Genomic DNA, 15,019 nt, shown 5'->3' with positions numbered 1-15,019 from the left:
GGCCTTTTTTCGCTGAGTCCAAGTTTTTTCTTCTCAATGAATTAAAGGTCCTTCTCTAGCCTATGTAGCGGCAGTCCATGTGGTGCGCAAAACAAAAAGCCCTTTTAGAAAAGGGCTTTATATAATCCGTTAGATAGCGCTGCGAACTCCTCAATAGACAGGGATTCACCTCGGCGCTTGCCGTCAATATTTGTTTCTTCCAGCACTTGTTCAATCGTTGATTTTTGAGCTTTTCCTTCAGGGAGATTGTTGACTAAGTTATTGAGCAGCGTTTTACGGCGCTGAGCAAAGCTTGCCTTGATTAACTGAAAGAAAAAGGCTTCGTTTTCCACGTCCACTGCCGGGCCGTCGCGGAGAATCAGACGGATGACGGCGGAATCGACATTAGGCTGAGGAACAAACACGGTTTTCGGAACGATCATCACCGTTTTGGCTTCTGTATAAAATTGCACCGCGATTGAAAGTGAACCGTATTCCTTAGATGAAGGGTCTGCCGCCATGCGCTCTGCCACTTCTTTTTGCAGCATAACCACAATCCCTTTCAGCGGAAGATGTTCTTCAAGCAGTTTCATGATAATCGGCGTTGTCACGTAATAAGGAAGGTTGGCTACAACCATGATCTCATCACAGTCTTGAAATTGTTCTTCAATGACCGATTTGACGTCAGCCTTTAATACATCCTGATGAATGACAGTGACATTGTCATAAGGAGACAGCGTATCCTTCAGGATCGGCAATAATCGCTGGTCAATCTCAAATGCCACGACCTTTTTCGCCCGCTTGGCGAGCTGTTCGGTCAAAGCCCCGATTCCCGGGCCGATTTCAATGACACCTGTTTTCTCTGTCACTTCTGCGTGATCGACAATTCTGTTTAAAATGTTGGTATCAATTAAGAAATTCTGTCCTAAGCTCTTTTTAAAAGAAAAACCGTATTTCTTCAGTATCTCTTTCGTTCTAATCGGTGTCGCAATATCTTTATTCATTCTGTTCCTCCCGCATAACGGTATCGAGCGCACTCATAAAATCACTTTTTTTAATTTGAAACATTTGCAGCCGTTTTTGAAGCTGTTTGCCATTTGTATAGCCGATTTTCAACAGATCACCCAGTCGTTCACGGCGGCGTTTGGCCGCAGATCCGCCAATCAGTCCGGCATGAATCAGATCCTCAGCGGAAATGTCACTCGGCTGCGCTTCCATCTCTTCGTGCACGTTTTCTAAACATGCCCTAATGCTTTCAATCGATGCGTGCTCCACGCCAATTCCCCGCTTGTTTTTAGGTTTGGCAAGATGCTTTGGCAAAAAAGCATGTTTACAGCCGGGTACAGCCTCTGAAATGGTTTTGCGGATCTTCTCTCCCGGGAAGTCCGGATCCGTTAAAATGATGACGCCCCTGGTCTTCTGGGCCAAACGGATTTGTTCAATCACTTGATCATCGATAGCTGAACCATTTGTTTCAATTGTGTCTGCATCAACAGCCAATTTGATGCGGGCCGTATCATCACGTCCCTCGACCACAATGATCTCTTTAATTTTCATTATTTCCTCCAAGACAAAATAAAAACTTTTGTATATTTATGAAACTTTTTCTTATGTCGAGCGTCTAATAATCAGAAAATACACTTTGTCTATTATAACGAAAAAAACAGAGGGCGCAAAACCCTCTGAATACATAAGTATAGATTAATTTAAGATTTTAATTTTGACTGTTTTATTTCCCCATCGGTACGCCGATGATTTCTCTGGGAAAAAGACGTCTATTTTGTTCCCTTTAATTGCTGAACCAGTATCTGCAGCAATGGCATACCCATAGCCTTCAACGTGGACTTTGGCGCCTAGCGGAATGACATTTGGATCTACAGCGATAACTTTCGCATTCGGATTATTTTTCAAATTGACGCCTGTAGCTGTATGTCCTGAACATCCGCTGCAGCTTGCTGTATAAGCCGTAGATGATACCGTCATGACTTTGCCTGTTGATTCATTGCTGCGGGACACAACTGTTTTTGAATCACCGGAAGCACTGACCTTTTCAATCTTCGGACTGCTTTGCTTTGTGCCGACAGCAATCACTTTATCTTTGCTTTGTTCAGCTGTTTCTTCTTTTACAAGCTCTCTGGACACTTCTTTGCCGTTTTCTTTAACGACTTCAAAATGTTTTTTAAGCTTGCCTTCTTTTCCTTTTTGGACGACCTTTTCTTTCCCTTTTTCAAGAGAAGCGTCTTCTTGCTTTTTTACATCGAACGCTATTTTCTCTTCAACTACATCGGTGACCTTTTCGATACGAGTAATTGTAATATCAGCCTTTCCTTTCGTCAGCTTTGCATCTAACGCAGGCTTGATTTTATCTTCGTCTTTTATGTTCATCTTTTGCTGTTTTAAAAAGTCAGCGACCGTAGTCGAAGTCGTCCAGATCTTCTTTTGTTTTCCTGCATCATTCACAGTCACCTGGAATGCGGGTTCTACGTTAATCTTCATGTCTTTCGAAATATCTGTATCTATTGCGGGATCAATTTGATCGTGTTCTTTCACATCAACATCTTGTTCGTCCAGTAATGCACCGACCGTTTTTGCTGTTGACCATAATGTCTTTTCTTCCCCGTTTATTGTAAGCTTCACAGGTTTTGCAGCCTCATACACAACGTCCAGATCTGCTGTTATCTCTGTCTTTTTAGCAGGTGTGACCTTATCTTCGTCTCTTGTGTTTATATCAAGCGTCTCCAAAAGATCTCCGACTGTTTTTGCATGTGTGCGTATATGTTTCTTTTTGCCATTGATAGAAACTGAGACTGATTGTTTCGTCAGCTCATGAGCCGCGTACGCAGTCCCGCTTCCCGCCAATAGCAAACAAGCAGCAACCAGAATGACTTTGCTTTTGCTAAGCTTTACGGAAAACAGCTTTTTCATTTTTTGTATGATGAAAAACGCCTCCTTCTCCTCGGAGAGATTATATAGAGTATCTAAAAGGCTGTCAACCCTCCCTTCTCTTTCCCCCAAAAGCTCAGTGTCTTCTTCATTATCCTGAAATACACTGAGAAACGGAAGAAAGACTTGTCGACAAACCTATCCTATGAGGAGAAGAAAGCCTGTAGAACTTTTATAGAAAAACGCTGCAAGGGACAAGCTCTTACAAAACCCGCTAGCGTTTCTTGTCAGTTTATACGGAAAAGTCTTTTTGCATTTTCAGTCGTGATTGACGCAACCTCTTCGAAGGTCATTCCTTTTAATTCAGCGATTTGCTCCGCCACATATTTCACATAGCTTGGTTCATTTCTTTTCCCGCGGAAAGGGTGGGGTGTGAGAAACGGGCAATCAGTTTCAATCAGTAAACGGTCATTCGGAATTTCCTTCACAACTTCCTTCGGCTTCTTCGCATTTTTGAATGTCACCGGTCCCCCAAATGATAAATAAAAATTCATTTTCATGCATTCTCTCGCCACTTCCGCACTTCCTGTAAAGCAGTGCATGATTCCGCCAACAGCTTCAGCGCCTTCCTCTTTCAAAATCGTCACGACATCCTCCGTAGCATCACGGTTATGAATGATAATAGGCAGATTGACCTCTTTTGCTAAGGCGATTTGTTTTTTGAATACCTCTTTTTGAACATCTTTAGGAGATTTATCCCAATGATAATCCAGTCCCATTTCACCTATCGCTACCACTTTTTCATGAACAGAAAGCTCTTTAATCCACGCTAAATCTTCATCTGTCATATCAATCGCGTCAACAGGGTGCCAGCCGATGGCTGCATAAATAAAATCATATTCCTCAATCATTTCCATCGCACGGGTAATTGTCGGACGGTCAAAACCAACTACGACAATTCGTTCGACTTTCTCAGCTTTTGCCCGTTCAATAACCTCTTCCAAATCAGTATCATATTGTTCCGCATTTAAATGCGCGTGTGTGTCAAACAACATCAGTAAAAAACTCCTTTCTTGTCGAAACACAAAAGGTGTTCGACGAATTGTTACACGTGAAACACCTTTTGTTTATCACTATTTAATTCTTGTGCCTTTCGGTAATGACTGATCAATAGACACGACTTTTAACACGCCGTCTGCTTCCCCTGCTAGGATCATACCTTGAGAAAGCTCGCCTCTCAGCTTAACCGGTTTTAGATTTGTTACACATACAAGTTTTTTCCCTGCAAGCTCTTCAGGCGTATAATGCTTCGCAATGCCGGAAACGACTTGGCGTTTTTCAAAACCAAGATCCAGCTGAAGCTTCAATAAACGGTCTGCTTTTTTCACTGGCTCTGCCTTGATGACCTCCGCCACGCGAAGTTCTACATCCATGAATTGATCGATCGTAATTTCAGGTAAACGATCAACCTCTTGCGGTTCTTCTTCTTTTGTTTCTTCTTTCGCTGGCGCAGAGCCCTGCATCTTCCCTTTGATGTAAGCAATTTCTTCTTCTGCCTCTAAACGAGGGAATAACGGCTCGCCTTTTTGTACTTTTGTATCTTTCAGCTGGCCGAAAGCTGTAATGCTATCCCACGCTTTTAACGATTCGTCAGTAATGCCCAGCTGCTCGAACATTTTTTCCGGTGTCTTTGTTAAGAACGGCTGAAGCAACACAGCTGAAATACGCAATGATTCAGCTAAGTGATACATAACAGATTGCAGTTCTTCTTCTTTTGCCGGATCTTTCGCAAGCACCCATGGAGCTGTCTCATCAATGTATTTATTTGTGCGGCTGATTAGCTGCCATAATGTTGAAAGGGCCACCGAGAACTCCATATTTTCCATTGCTTTCTCGTAAGCCTTCACTGTTTCTTCAGCGACTGAAGTGAGCGTCTGGTCAAATTCCGTTACGGCACCTTTGTAAGAACCGATTTGTCCGTCAAAATACTTATTGATCATCGCGACCGTACGATTCAATAGGTTTCCTAAATCGTTCGCTAAATCATAGTTAATCCGTTCAACAAAACCTTCCGGCGTGAATACACCGTCAGATCCGAATGGCACTTCGCGAAGCAGGTAATAACGAAGCTCATCTAAACCGTAGCGTTCAATTAATGTAACCGGATCTACAACGTTCCCTTTTGATTTCGACATTTTTCCGTCTTTCATCAAAAGCCAGCCATGCGCGAATACTTGCTTCGGCAGCGGCAGATCCAGAGCCATCAGCATAATCGGCCAGTAAATGGTATGGAATCGCACAATCTCCTTACCGACTAAATGAACATCGGCAGGCCAATATTTTTGATAAAGCTCATCATTTTCGGTATCATAACCGAGTGCTGTTAAATAGTTAAATAGTGCGTCAATCCAAACATATACAACATGCTTTGGATTTTCCGGCACCTTCACGCCCCAATCAAAAGTAGTACGTGATACAGCTAAATCCTCAAGTCCAGGCTTGATGAAGTTGTTGATCATTTCGTTTTTACGTGATTCCGGCTGAATGAATGTCGGGTTTTCTTCATAGTATTTCAGAAGACGGTCAGCGTATTTCCCCATACGGAAGAAATAAGATTCCTCTTTAATCAATTCAACAGGGTGTCCGCTGTCAGGGCTTTTTCCGCCAATGACCTCTCCCTTTTCATTTCGCTCGATATCAACGAGCTGTGTTTCCGTGTAGAACGTTTCATCGGGAATACTGTACCAGCCTTCATATTCATCAAGATAGATGTCTCCATTATCAAGAAGCTTTTGAAACACCTTTTCAATCACAACTTTATGCCGTTTTTCTGTCGTACGGATAAAGTCATCATTTGAGATTTCAAGCTGCTTCCACAGTTTCTGAATATCTGCCGCTGCGCGATCCACATACTCCTGAGGTGTAATGTTTTCCTGCTCAGCTTTTTGCTGGATCTTTTGTCCATGCTCGTCCGTTCCCGTTAAATAGCGAACATCAAACCCTTTTAATCTTTTGTAACGCGCCATTGCATCTCCCGCGACTGTCGTATATGCATGGCCGATATGTAATTTTCCGCTCGGATAATAAATCGGTGTTGTAATGTAAAATGTATTGTTTTCTTGCGGCATCATGAAACCTCCCAATCAGAATGTCAAAAAGCTCCCGCCCAAAGGACGAGAGCGGCGATAAGTGCAAATCATATATGATTAGTATTTATATTTATCCTTTATCTATGATACCATCTTAGCCTTTAAGATCAAGAATATATACGTATGCCCTGAAAAAGAATAATTAAAATTAAAAATCTTTAATGAAAATAAAAAAAGTCTGTTCATGTCGAATTTTGTCGTATATAATCAAATGAAATAAAAAACCTTGGTTCGAAAGTCTTGATTTAAAAGGAATTTTAGTAGGATAATAGCTTTATTAGAAATTTATAAAATGCTGTTATTCCGGTAGTTTCCGAGACATTACTGACTATAAGAACTAATTCTTACAATCAATAGTAAACAAAAAGATTGACGATTATTGGAAACCTTGTTATGCTATGAAGGTAAGGATTTTGTCGAATAATGACGAAGAAAAATATAATTCAACCAAATAATTATCTCTCGGGAGGAGAATGTTTATGAAATCTACTGGTATTGTGCGTAAAGTTGATGAATTAGGACGTGTAGTTATTCCTATCGAACTGCGTCGTACTCTTGGAATCGCAGAAAAAGATGCTCTTGAAATTTATGTTGATGATGAAAAAATCATCCTTAAAAAATATAAACCAAACATGACTTGCCAAGTAACTGGTGAAGTTTCTGATGATAACCTTAAACTTGCAGGCGGTAAATTGGTTCTTAGTAAAGAAGGCGCTGAGCAAATCATCAGCGAAATCCAAAACCAGCTTCAAAACCTTAAATAATCATTTCTTGTACAAAAAACGTTCTTGTTATGACACAAGAACGTTTTTTTATTGCTGGATATGGTAAGCATCATACACTTCACGCTTTGGAACATTGCGATCGACCGCTGCTTTTTTAATAGCTTCTTTAGAAGTAGCGCCTTTCGAGATGTAGTGCTCGACATGTTCTTTTACCGTGAGGATTTCCCACCATTGTGCTTCCTCATCTGATTCTTCATTTTTGCTTCCTTCTACGACGAGGCAAAACTCACCGCGTATCTGATCCTCGTTTGCCCATTCAATGACCTCTGATATCGTGCCTCTGATGAACTCTTCATATTTCTTAGTAAGTTCGCGCGTTACAGCAATTTCCCGATCTCCTAATATTTCTGCCATCGCTGACAAGGTTTCCTTCAATCTGTGAGGCGCTTCATAAAAAACAATCGTTTCTCGCCTTTTTTTAAGGATTTCAAGCTCCTTTTTCTTTTCTTTTTTCTGCCTGTTGAGAAAACCATAAAAGAAGAAAGGCTGCGGTACAATCCCTGAAGCGATTAGTGCTGTTAATGCGGCATTTGCTCCTGGCAGCGGAACAACATAACCGCCTATCTCTGTAAAATCCTTCACGATTTCCGCTCCCGGATCAGATATCGTCGGCAGCCCGGCATCACTGACAAGAGCGATGTTTTTTCCCGATTTCAGCCATTCAATGATTTTGTGGCCGCTGCTTTCTTTGTTATGTTCGTGATAACTAACGAGAGGTGTTTCAATTTCGTATACATGACAAAGCTTTTTCGTTTGTCTCGTATCTTCCGCAGCAATCGCATCCACTGATTTCAACGTGTCGATTGCCCGAAATGTCATATCCTCTAAATTCCCGATTGGGGTTGGGACCAAATAAAGAATCCCCATGTCCGACTTTCCATTAAAGCTCATTTGGCGCCTTAACATATACAGCCTCCTCGCTGTTCCGCTTTTCTTCTATATAAAGCTCTTTTTTCTTTCGAGTTAGTTTTTTGAAATAATATTCCGCCTGCATGGCTTCCCGCTTCGTTGTGAAAGCCTCGGCAAAAATCAATTCAACTGGACGCCGTACTTTTGTATACTTTGCGCCCTTTCCATCATTGTGTGTTTTTACCCGTTTCTGCAGATCGTTGGTATACCCGGCATACCAGCTATTATCCTTACATTTCACGACGTAGAAGAAATGGTTATTTGTCTCCATATAAAATGGTCCTGATTTCTTTCGTATATTCATTTTGTTCATCATAAACAAACAGAGGGGGAAGAATTTTTAAATCCGGACGTCCGCCTTTAATTCCTTCAACCAAAATGGTATTGGCTTCTTTCCCTTGCTTCGGATAGACAAATTGCACACGCTTCGGCTCAATTTGATAAGCCTTCATCAGTTCAAAAATCTCCAAAAGCCGGCCCGGCCGGTGAACAAGGGCTGCCTTTCCTCCTTGCTTAAGCAGCTTGCTGCTGACTGAAATGACATCCTCCAGTGTGCAGTGGATTTCATGTCTTGCGATTCTGAGGTGCTCGTTCATGTTTTGTTCTGTCTGTTTCGGCGTTTTAAAATACGGCGGATTGCAGGTGACCACATCATATCGGTTATGCCCCAGCTTCTCGGGCATGTTTTTCAAATCATCATGTATGATCTGAATCTGTTCCTGCAGTTTATTGTACTCCACACTGCGAATAGCCATATCATGCAGCCTTTCTTGAATTTCGACTCCAAGAATGTCTGCTTTTGATCTTGTACTGAGCAGCAGCGGAACAATGCCATTGCCGGTGCACAGATCAACGATTTTTCCTTTTTGTATCGGAACGTACGCAAATCTGGACAGAAGCACAGCGTCCAATGAAAAAGCAAACACCGTTGGACTTTGTATGATTTTCATGTCCTCTGCCAGCAAATAATCTAATCTTTCATCATCACGTAATGAAACCATCTTCTTATCCTTTCAGTACCTTTGAAAAAGGCTCCCGTCTGATGCGGAAGCCTTTTCCTTATTTTTTATTCAAGAATGACAGACAGAAAAGACAATCTTCTTTTCGAACACTTCCATAGTGGACATTGCAGATATGAAATCCTTCTTGGTACAGGCGTGCCAGATTATCATATCCTTCCCCAATATCAGTTTGCTCTGTCTTCTGTGTTTTTAATTCTTTTTTATCAGCTTTGAACTTTTCAATCTGCTGCGTCGTATCGTCCAGCCGTTTGCGCAAATGCTTGTTTTCAAGCTGTAAATGATGATTTTCCTCAATCATCTCACCGATATGCTGCTTCAAATCTCCCAGCTGCCGGTACAGTGAGCCAATTTGTTCTTCTAAGTTAATGACTGTATCAAATAACTCTTTTTTATCCAAGGTTCCACACCTCGTTAATCTGTGGTTTGTGCGGATACGACGCCCTCTTCCAAGAGCTCTTCCCAAGTATATTCTATCACTTTTTCACGGTTTATCAGTTCCACCTGAAGCACCCGTTCCAGAATATTAAGCCCAACGACCTTTGCAGGGCCGCTTGCTGTCGTAATCATTTCTCCTAAATCCGGAAGCTGTTCTTTTGCCGTCTCATATTCATCGTTCTCATATTTTAGACAGCACATCAAACGTCCGCAAAGACCTGAAATCTTCGTAGGATTTAAAGACAAGTTCTGATCCTTGGCCATTTTAATGGAAACGGGTTCAAAATCTCCAAGGAACGTTGAACAGCAAAGCATTCTTCCGCAAGGGCCGATTCCTCCGAGCATTTTCGCCTCATCCCTCACTCCGATTTGGCGAAGCTCAATTCTTGTTTTAAAGATAGAAGCCAAATCCTTAACAAGCTCTCTAAAGTCAACTCGGCCGTCAGCAGTGAAGTAAAAAATGACTTTATTACGGTCAAACGTAAATTCAACATCGACCAGCTTCATATCCAAGCCATGTTCAGCCACTTTCTTTTGGCAGATGTCAAATGCTGATAAAGCTTCCTGTTTGTTTTCTTCTACGATGAGAAGATCGCGCTCGTCTGCCACGCGTATCACTTTTCTAAGGGGCAGCACCACATCATGCTCATCCACCTGTTTGTTTGCAATCACAACCTGGCCGTACTCAACGCCTCTGACAGTTTCTACAATTACGCAGCTGTCATGTTCTATATGAAATCCATTCGGATCAAAATAATATATTTTACCCGCTTTCTTAAAGCGGACACCAATTACATTGTACAAGCTTATCCCTCCTGCAACATTAACACCAAGTGCTCCATTAATCCTTGTACATTCACATTGGAATGAAGCCGTTTCTTTGCTTCTAAAACAGCAAGTATCTGATTCGTAACGCTTTGTTGTGTTGATTGTAGCGCATGCTGTTTTATTGATTGGAATAAGTCTTGATAAATCAATTTATCTTCATTTCCTATTTGGATGGACAACACATCGCGATATATCAATAAGAGCATATCAAGACCCATTTCTTGATGGGTTTTTTCTTTGAAAAAGGGCATCCATTGATCTTGAATAAAGAAAAAAGCATGTCCTTTCCGCTGGTGTAGGACTTCATACAATTTTATCACTTTCACTCTAGACTCTGCAAACTCATCATTTCGACTTAATTCGACTGCTTCAGCTACATTGTTGGTCATGTTCGCAAGAAGTCTTGCCATATGAGGCGAGACTTCCTGTTCGATCAGTCTGTCTTCAATTGCTTTCGGCTGCAAAGGCTGAAAAGGAAGGGTTTGGCATCTTGAAATGATGGTGTCCAATAACCTTTGGGGCTGCTCAGTGATGAGGATGGCCATTGTGTCTTTATTCGGTTCTTCTAAAAATTTTAGCAGGCTGTTCGCCGCATTCGCTGTCATTTGATCTGCGTGCGAAATAATATAAAGCTTTTTATGCGACTCAAGCCCTGTCTTAGAAAACTCCTCTTGCAGCGCTTGAATTTGCGCCTTTTTGATCGATAAACCATCAGGCTGGACTAGATGGAGATCAGGGTGGTTCCCTGACTCTATCCGTTTACAGTTTCGACAGCTCTCACAAGGCTCCGCGCCATCCTCCAGGCAAAAAAAGCTTTTCGCAAGAAGGAGCGCGGCATCAAGCTTGCCCGTTCCTTTTTTTCCCTCAAATAAATAAGCGTGTGATAGTCTGTCCTTCTCAATACTATTATATAAAAGCTTCATCACTCTGGGCTGAAGCTCGTTCATTTCCTTCCAGGATATTGCCATTGTATCACTCTCTATGTGTAAAGGTTAATCAATAAACCTTTTATTTCGCCAATACGGTCCAGCAAATCAATTGCCGGTTTTTCCTGATCCATCATCTCTTCCGTAAGCTGTATCAGTTTCTCATCTATTTCTTTCACAAGACCCAGTGTTCTGCTGTTGCCATACAGGTCAAAGCTTTTCGATGTTTCATGTGAAAGACCGCTGTCTACAGTTTCTTTGACAAAACGTTTTACAAGTCCTTTAAATCTCGCCAGATCTTTAAAATTCCGCGACTTCGTCAATCTTTTTCCAAACGCTTCTATATCTGATAACAGTCTGGTGAGCTGATCAAATTTCAATTTGCTGCTATGGTTTTCCATTGATGTTTTAAACGATGCTGTGATCTCAGAAGTTTTCACAGAAGGAAGCTGCTTATTATCTATAAAAGTACGTATATCTTTATTAATTTTCACAGTTTCAAATCCTTAAAATTGATGAAATTCATCGACTGGAAGGACAAATACTGTCGCTCCGCCAACTTCAACTTCGACTGGATAAGGGACATATGAATCAGCATTTCCGCCCATTGGAGATACAGGGGCAATCATCTGATCACGTTTCTGTCCGTTTTCTTTAATAAGACTTAATGCTTTATCGACGCGTATGTCCTCGACACCAATCATAAACGTTGTATTGCCTGATTTAAGAAATCCTCCCGTCGTCGCAAGCTTTGTGACTCTAAAGTTGTGATCTGTTAAAGTTTTCAAAAGTCTGTTGCTGTCCTGATCTTGAACAACTGCCACTATTAATTTCATCTGTGAAGGCCTCCTTTAGATTGGAAACAACAATGATCTCGTTTACATTATTATATCAACTATTGGGAAACAGGTCACAATTGAATTTTTTTCAATGCTTCATTGATAACCTTGAGAACGTCCTGAACGACAGAATCTTTGGATTGGCTGGCATCAATTGAATGAAATCTCTTCGGGAATCGCTTCATCAGTTCTTGATAACCTTCCTGTACCTTTGTATGGAAGCTTAATTTTTCTAAATCAAGCCGGTTTTTCTCCCGCGATCCGTTTGCATGAATCCGTTTCAGCCCTTCTTCTGGATCAATTGAAAAATAAACCGTTACATGGGGCATCATATCACCAATTGCAAATTCGTTAATTGACAGAACCTCATCAATCCCAAGTCCTCTTGCGTACCCTTGGTAGGCGAGCGAGCTGTCTATGAATCTGTCGCAAAGAACAACATGCCCCTGTTCTAATGCTGGTTTTACTTTTTCAACTAAATGCTGGCGTCTTGCAGCCGCATATAAGAGAGCTTCTGTCTTTGGGTCCATTAATGTGTTGTTCTCATTCAGAATAACCTCTCGAATTTGTTCTGCAATATCTATGCCGCCTGGCTCTCGAGTTGCCGTAACCTGAAGGCCTTCTGCTGTCAGTATGTTTTTGATTTCCTGCAGAACAGTCGTTTTCCCCGCACCTTCAGGACCTTCGAATGTAATAAATAAACCGCTCATGATTTCTCCTCTTCTATATAAACAAGTAGTTGTTTCTCTTTGATTTTCATATTCCCTTGAACATGCGTTTTCATGCTGATCAAGCGGCTGAGCTTTTGCACACTTTCTTCCGTTATTCTTTCTCCCGCCATGATCATCGGGATACCCGGGGGATAAGGAATGACATCCTCTGCGTTCAGCCGGCCTGCTGCTTCATCAAAGTCCACATATTCTTTCTTGAACGTATGCAAGACCTTTTTTTGATAAGGCAAAACAGTAACAGGCTGCGCTCCCCATTCTGCAGAAACAAACATCTGATCCGAAGGCGTTTTTTCAATCTCTCCATCAATGCTTTTAATGGTTTCAGCGTTTATTCTGCGTTTTCCTCCTAATGGAAGAACGAGCAAGACTTGATTTTCGTCAGCAAGCTCAGTAAATATGTTGGCTCGCTCTAATATGTTTTGCAGCGTATACCCAGAATGGCCCCGTTTCGAACGAATGGTGAGCTTCAGCGGATCCGTTATCATTCGTGGGTCGGCCGGTCTGACAGCTTCTGCATTTGTAAGTGAATCAAACGTTTGTTTAAGTGATTGGATTCGCTGCAGAATGTCAGGAAGCTTCTGTTCTTCTATAATACGCTGAACATAAGCGCGGGCAACGTCTAACGAAGCCATAATCGGATAGGACGGGCTGCTGCTTTGTAGTCGGTTTAAGTACTCTGCCACCCGATCCCGGTCAACTCTGCTGCTATTGCTGAGGTGCAGATAGGAACCCATCGTCATGGCAGGCAGCGTTTTGTGAGCCGACTGTACAACAATATCCGCTCCCATTTTTAGAGCTGAAACAGGAAAAGGCTCCCCCAAGACAAAATGTGCGCCATGCGCTTCATCCACCAAAACAGGGATCCCGTACTTATGGGCCTCTGAAATGATTTCGGTCAAATCAGTACTATGCCCGTAATAAGTCGGATTGGTCAGCACCAGGCCTTTCGCATCTGGATATGCCGCCAAGGCTTCTTTAATGGTATCAATCGGGACATGCGTAGGCACATGCAACGCTGCATCAATGTCAGGTGCGAGGTAAACCGGCTCAGCACCCGACAAATCAACAGCATGAAATACAGATTTATGACAGTTTCTTTGAACCAGAATTGTATCACCCGGTTCACAAACAGATAAAATCATCGCTAAATTTCCGACAGTCGTACCATTCACCAGAAAAAAACTTTCCGCCGATCCATATAATTGACTGACAAGCCCTTGGGCTTCCTTAATCACCCCTGAAGGATGATGGAGATCATCCAGCCCTGCCAGTTCAGTTACATCAATGGTGAGAAGCGGATCAAATATCGACTTTGCGTCATCAAAAAAGACATCTCCATTGTGATGTCCCGGAACATGAAATGAATGAGAATTTCTTCTCGCATGTTGAATCAATGCTGTATATAAAGGTGTGTTCATAAAAACAATCCTTTGAATGTGTCTTCTTATACTTTATTATATCGTGCCTCTCACAGAACTTAAAGCTAGACTTACTGGTAACTATCTTTCCTTTAGGGTAAGCAGCTTTTGCTTCAAATCGCCTTCCATCATCATGAGCTCTTCTTCTGCCTGACGGCGTTTGATTCGACCCTCTTCTTGTATGGTCAACGTTTCTTCCAGCGTGCTGATTAAGCTTTCCTGTACCTTCTTTAAAGTATCGATATCAACAAGACCTCGTTCATTTGCCCGCACGGTTTCAATCGTATTGGTTTTCAAAAGCTCCGCATTCTTCAGTAGAAGCTCGTTGGTTGTATCAGATACTTTCTGTTGGGCATCCACTGCATTGCGTTGCCTTAAAAGTGTTAGCGCAATCGCCACTTGATTTTTCCAAAGCGGAATCGCAGTCACAATAGATGACTGGATTTTTTCAGCTAACGCTTGATTTGTATTCTGAATCAGCCTAATTTGCGGAGCGCTTTGGATTGTAATTTGCCTGCTCAACAGCAAATCGTGCACCCTTTTATCTAACCGGTCAGCAAATTGAACCAAATCGTTTACTTCTTGAACGGCCATTTGGTTGTGCTCACTTGATTCGGCCTGTTGCCTCAGTTCAGGAATCGTTTTTGTTTTTAATTCCTCCAGCTTCAATTCCCCTGCAGCGATATAAACATTCAGCGCAGCAAAATACTCTTTGTTTTTTTCATATAGCTGCTCTAACAGCTTATTGTCACTGATTAAAGCATTTTTAGCATGCTCCAGCTTCAAGCTGATTCTGTCTATCTGTACGCTGGTCTTTTGATATTTAGACAGAACCTCCTGAAGAGAATTCGATACTCTTCCGAACACGCGTGCCAAAAAACCCTTTTTCTTAGACTGAAGATCATCAGGATTTACTTGCTCCAGTTTTTTCATCAGCTCTCCAAGTATTTCACCAATCTCTCCGACATCCTTTTTTTGAACATGATCAATCATGGTATGAGAAAAATTCAGCAGTTTAGACTGAGCTTGTGAACCGTATAAAACAATGCTCTGCATATTTTTATGATCGATCTGTTTAGCGAGCTGAATTGCTTTGTCTTTGTTTTCCTCCGGAA

At 41.8% G+C, this 15,019-nt stretch carries 17 protein-coding genes (1 of these 17 cut by a window edge); 1 reads left to right on the top strand and 16 read right to left on the bottom strand.

The features are described from left to right. Nucleotides 1-104: 104 nt before the first annotated feature. The 5 genes from rsmA to metG all read right to left on the bottom strand — a co-directional run bounded on the left by rsmA (nt 105) and on the right by metG (nt 5,990). On the bottom strand, nt 105-983 hold the full coding sequence (gene rsmA / locus EFK13_RS00275; RefSeq protein ID WP_129506968.1) for a 16S rRNA (adenine(1518)-N(6)/adenine(1519)-N(6))-dimethyltransferase RsmA: 879 nt from the start codon (nt 981-983) through the stop codon (nt 105-107). Next, complete coding sequence (rnmV, locus tag EFK13_RS00270) at nt 976-1,536, bottom strand: ribonuclease M5 (protein ID WP_129506969.1); 561 nt, start codon at nt 1,534-1,536, stop codon at nt 976-978. The genes rsmA and rnmV overlap by 8 nt, the downstream gene beginning before the upstream one ends. A 144-nt stretch (nt 1,537-1,680) precedes the next feature. Further along, the gene (locus EFK13_RS00265; RefSeq protein WP_129506970.1) at nt 1,681-2,994 is read right to left on the bottom strand and encodes a ubiquitin-like domain-containing protein; all 1,314 of its coding nucleotides are present in this window, start codon (nt 2,992-2,994) and stop codon (nt 1,681-1,683) included. A 155-nt stretch (nt 2,995-3,149) separates the two neighbouring features. Further along, nucleotides 3,150-3,917, bottom strand: a complete 768-nt coding sequence (locus EFK13_RS00260; protein WP_129506971.1) for a TatD family hydrolase — start codon at nt 3,915-3,917, stop codon at nt 3,150-3,152. A gap of 78 nt (nt 3,918-3,995) precedes the next feature. Then, a complete protein-coding gene (gene metG, locus EFK13_RS00255; protein ID WP_129506983.1) occupies nt 3,996-5,990 on the bottom strand; it encodes a methionine--tRNA ligase in 1,995 nt (664 codons plus the stop codon). Nucleotides 5,991-6,484: 494 nt separating this feature from the next. Here metG and abrB point away from each other — a divergent pair, with 494 nt between their 5' ends. Next, complete coding sequence (gene abrB, locus EFK13_RS00250) at nt 6,485-6,775, top strand: transition state genes transcriptional regulator AbrB (RefSeq protein WP_003226760.1); 291 nt, start codon at nt 6,485-6,487, stop codon at nt 6,773-6,775. A gap of 48 nt (nt 6,776-6,823) precedes the next feature. Here abrB and rsmI read toward each other — a convergent pair whose 3' ends face one another. The 11 genes from rsmI to EFK13_RS00195 form a co-directional block, all read right to left on the bottom strand. Next, complete coding sequence (gene rsmI, locus EFK13_RS00245; RefSeq protein ID WP_129506972.1) at nt 6,824-7,702, bottom strand: 16S rRNA (cytidine(1402)-2'-O)-methyltransferase; 879 nt, start codon at nt 7,700-7,702, stop codon at nt 6,824-6,826. Then, the gene (locus tag EFK13_RS00240) at nt 7,677-7,976 is read right to left on the bottom strand and encodes a GIY-YIG nuclease family protein (protein ID WP_075747711.1); all 300 of its coding nucleotides are present in this window, start codon (nt 7,974-7,976) and stop codon (nt 7,677-7,679) included. The genes rsmI and EFK13_RS00240 overlap by 26 nt, the downstream gene beginning before the upstream one ends. Beyond that, the gene (locus tag EFK13_RS00235) at nt 7,963-8,706 is read right to left on the bottom strand and encodes a tRNA1(Val) (adenine(37)-N6)-methyltransferase (RefSeq protein ID WP_129506973.1); all 744 of its coding nucleotides are present in this window, start codon (nt 8,704-8,706) and stop codon (nt 7,963-7,965) included. The genes EFK13_RS00240 and EFK13_RS00235 overlap by 14 nt, the downstream gene beginning before the upstream one ends. A 58-nt stretch (nt 8,707-8,764) precedes the next feature. Then, complete coding sequence (gene yabA / locus EFK13_RS00230; RefSeq protein ID WP_129506974.1) at nt 8,765-9,124, bottom strand: replication initiation-control protein YabA; 360 nt, start codon at nt 9,122-9,124, stop codon at nt 8,765-8,767. A gap of 14 nt (nt 9,125-9,138) precedes the next feature. Beyond that, nucleotides 9,139-9,966: a competence/sporulation regulator complex protein RicT gene (gene ricT, locus EFK13_RS00225; RefSeq protein ID WP_064814097.1), complete on the bottom strand. Its 828-nt coding sequence runs from the start codon at nt 9,964-9,966 to the stop codon at nt 9,139-9,141. Between the two features lie 2 nt (nt 9,967-9,968). Then, on the bottom strand, nt 9,969-10,958 hold the full coding sequence (gene holB / locus EFK13_RS00220) for a DNA polymerase III subunit delta' (RefSeq protein WP_129506975.1): 990 nt from the start codon (nt 10,956-10,958) through the stop codon (nt 9,969-9,971). Between the two features lie 11 nt (nt 10,959-10,969). Further along, nucleotides 10,970-11,410, bottom strand: a complete 441-nt coding sequence (locus EFK13_RS00215; RefSeq protein WP_129506976.1) for a YaaR family protein — start codon at nt 11,408-11,410, stop codon at nt 10,970-10,972. 12 nt (nt 11,411-11,422) lie between these two features. Further along, nucleotides 11,423-11,752 carry a cyclic di-AMP receptor DarA gene (gene darA, locus EFK13_RS00210; RefSeq protein ID WP_003218295.1) on the bottom strand — a complete coding sequence of 110 codons (330 nt, stop codon included), beginning with the start codon at nt 11,750-11,752 and terminating at the stop codon, nt 11,423-11,425. Between the two features lie 74 nt (nt 11,753-11,826). Next, a complete protein-coding gene (tmk, locus tag EFK13_RS00205) occupies nt 11,827-12,465 on the bottom strand; it encodes a dTMP kinase (protein ID WP_129506977.1) in 639 nt (212 codons plus the stop codon). Next, complete coding sequence (locus EFK13_RS00200; RefSeq protein ID WP_129506978.1) at nt 12,462-13,904, bottom strand: aminotransferase class I/II-fold pyridoxal phosphate-dependent enzyme; 1,443 nt, start codon at nt 13,902-13,904, stop codon at nt 12,462-12,464. The genes tmk and EFK13_RS00200 overlap by 4 nt, the downstream gene beginning before the upstream one ends. Nucleotides 13,905-13,985: 81 nt before the next feature. After that, nucleotides 13,986-15,019, bottom strand: the 3' portion of a protein-coding gene (locus EFK13_RS00195) for a toxic anion resistance protein (protein ID WP_129506979.1). The gene runs 124 nt beyond the window's last position; 1,034 of the gene's 1,158 nt are visible here — the last part of the coding sequence; the start codon falls outside the window, past its right edge — the gene reads right to left on this strand; it ends in the stop codon at nt 13,986-13,988.

This window comes from Bacillus cabrialesii (assembly GCF_004124315.2).
Classification (GTDB): domain Bacteria; phylum Bacillota; class Bacilli; order Bacillales; family Bacillaceae; genus Bacillus; species Bacillus cabrialesii.
Note: the sequence above shows the minus strand (reverse complement) of the source record. Positions and strands in the feature narration are given on the sequence as shown.

What these genes read in the sequence shown, in the direction of transcription:
- EFK13_RS00260 (WP_129506971.1), bottom strand. Translation starts at nt 3,917, where the DNA reads ATGTTGTTTGACACACACGCGCATTTAAATGCGGAACAATATGATACT.
- metG (WP_129506983.1), bottom strand. Translation starts at nt 5,990, where the DNA reads ATGCCGCAAGAAAACAATACATTTTACATTACAACACCGATTTATTAT.
- EFK13_RS00235 (WP_129506973.1), bottom strand. Translation starts at nt 8,706, where the DNA reads ATGGTTTCATTACGTGATGATGAAAGATTAGATTATTTGCTGGCAGAG.
- abrB (WP_003226760.1), top strand. Translation starts at nt 6,485, where the DNA reads ATGTTTATGAAATCTACTGGTATTGTGCGTAAAGTTGATGAATTAGGA.
- darA (WP_003218295.1), bottom strand. Translation starts at nt 11,752, where the DNA reads ATGAAATTAATAGTGGCAGTTGTTCAAGATCAGGACAGCAACAGACTT.
- EFK13_RS00240 (WP_075747711.1), bottom strand. Translation starts at nt 7,976, where the DNA reads ATGGAGACAAATAACCATTTCTTCTACGTCGTGAAATGTAAGGATAAT.
- holB (WP_129506975.1), bottom strand. Translation starts at nt 10,958, where the DNA reads ATGGCAATATCCTGGAAGGAAATGAACGAGCTTCAGCCCAGAGTGATG.
- EFK13_RS00200 (WP_129506978.1), bottom strand. Translation starts at nt 13,904, where the DNA reads ATGAACACACCTTTATATACAGCATTGATTCAACATGCGAGAAGAAAT.
- rsmA (WP_129506968.1), bottom strand. Translation starts at nt 983, where the DNA reads ATGAATAAAGATATTGCGACACCGATTAGAACGAAAGAGATACTGAAG.
- rnmV (WP_129506969.1), bottom strand. Translation starts at nt 1,536, where the DNA reads ATGAAAATTAAAGAGATCATTGTGGTCGAGGGACGTGATGATACGGCC.
- rsmI (WP_129506972.1), bottom strand. Translation starts at nt 7,702, where the DNA reads ATGTTAAGGCGCCAAATGAGCTTTAATGGAAAGTCGGACATGGGGATT.
- tmk (WP_129506977.1), bottom strand. Translation starts at nt 12,465, where the DNA reads ATGAGCGGTTTATTTATTACATTCGAAGGTCCTGAAGGTGCGGGGAAA.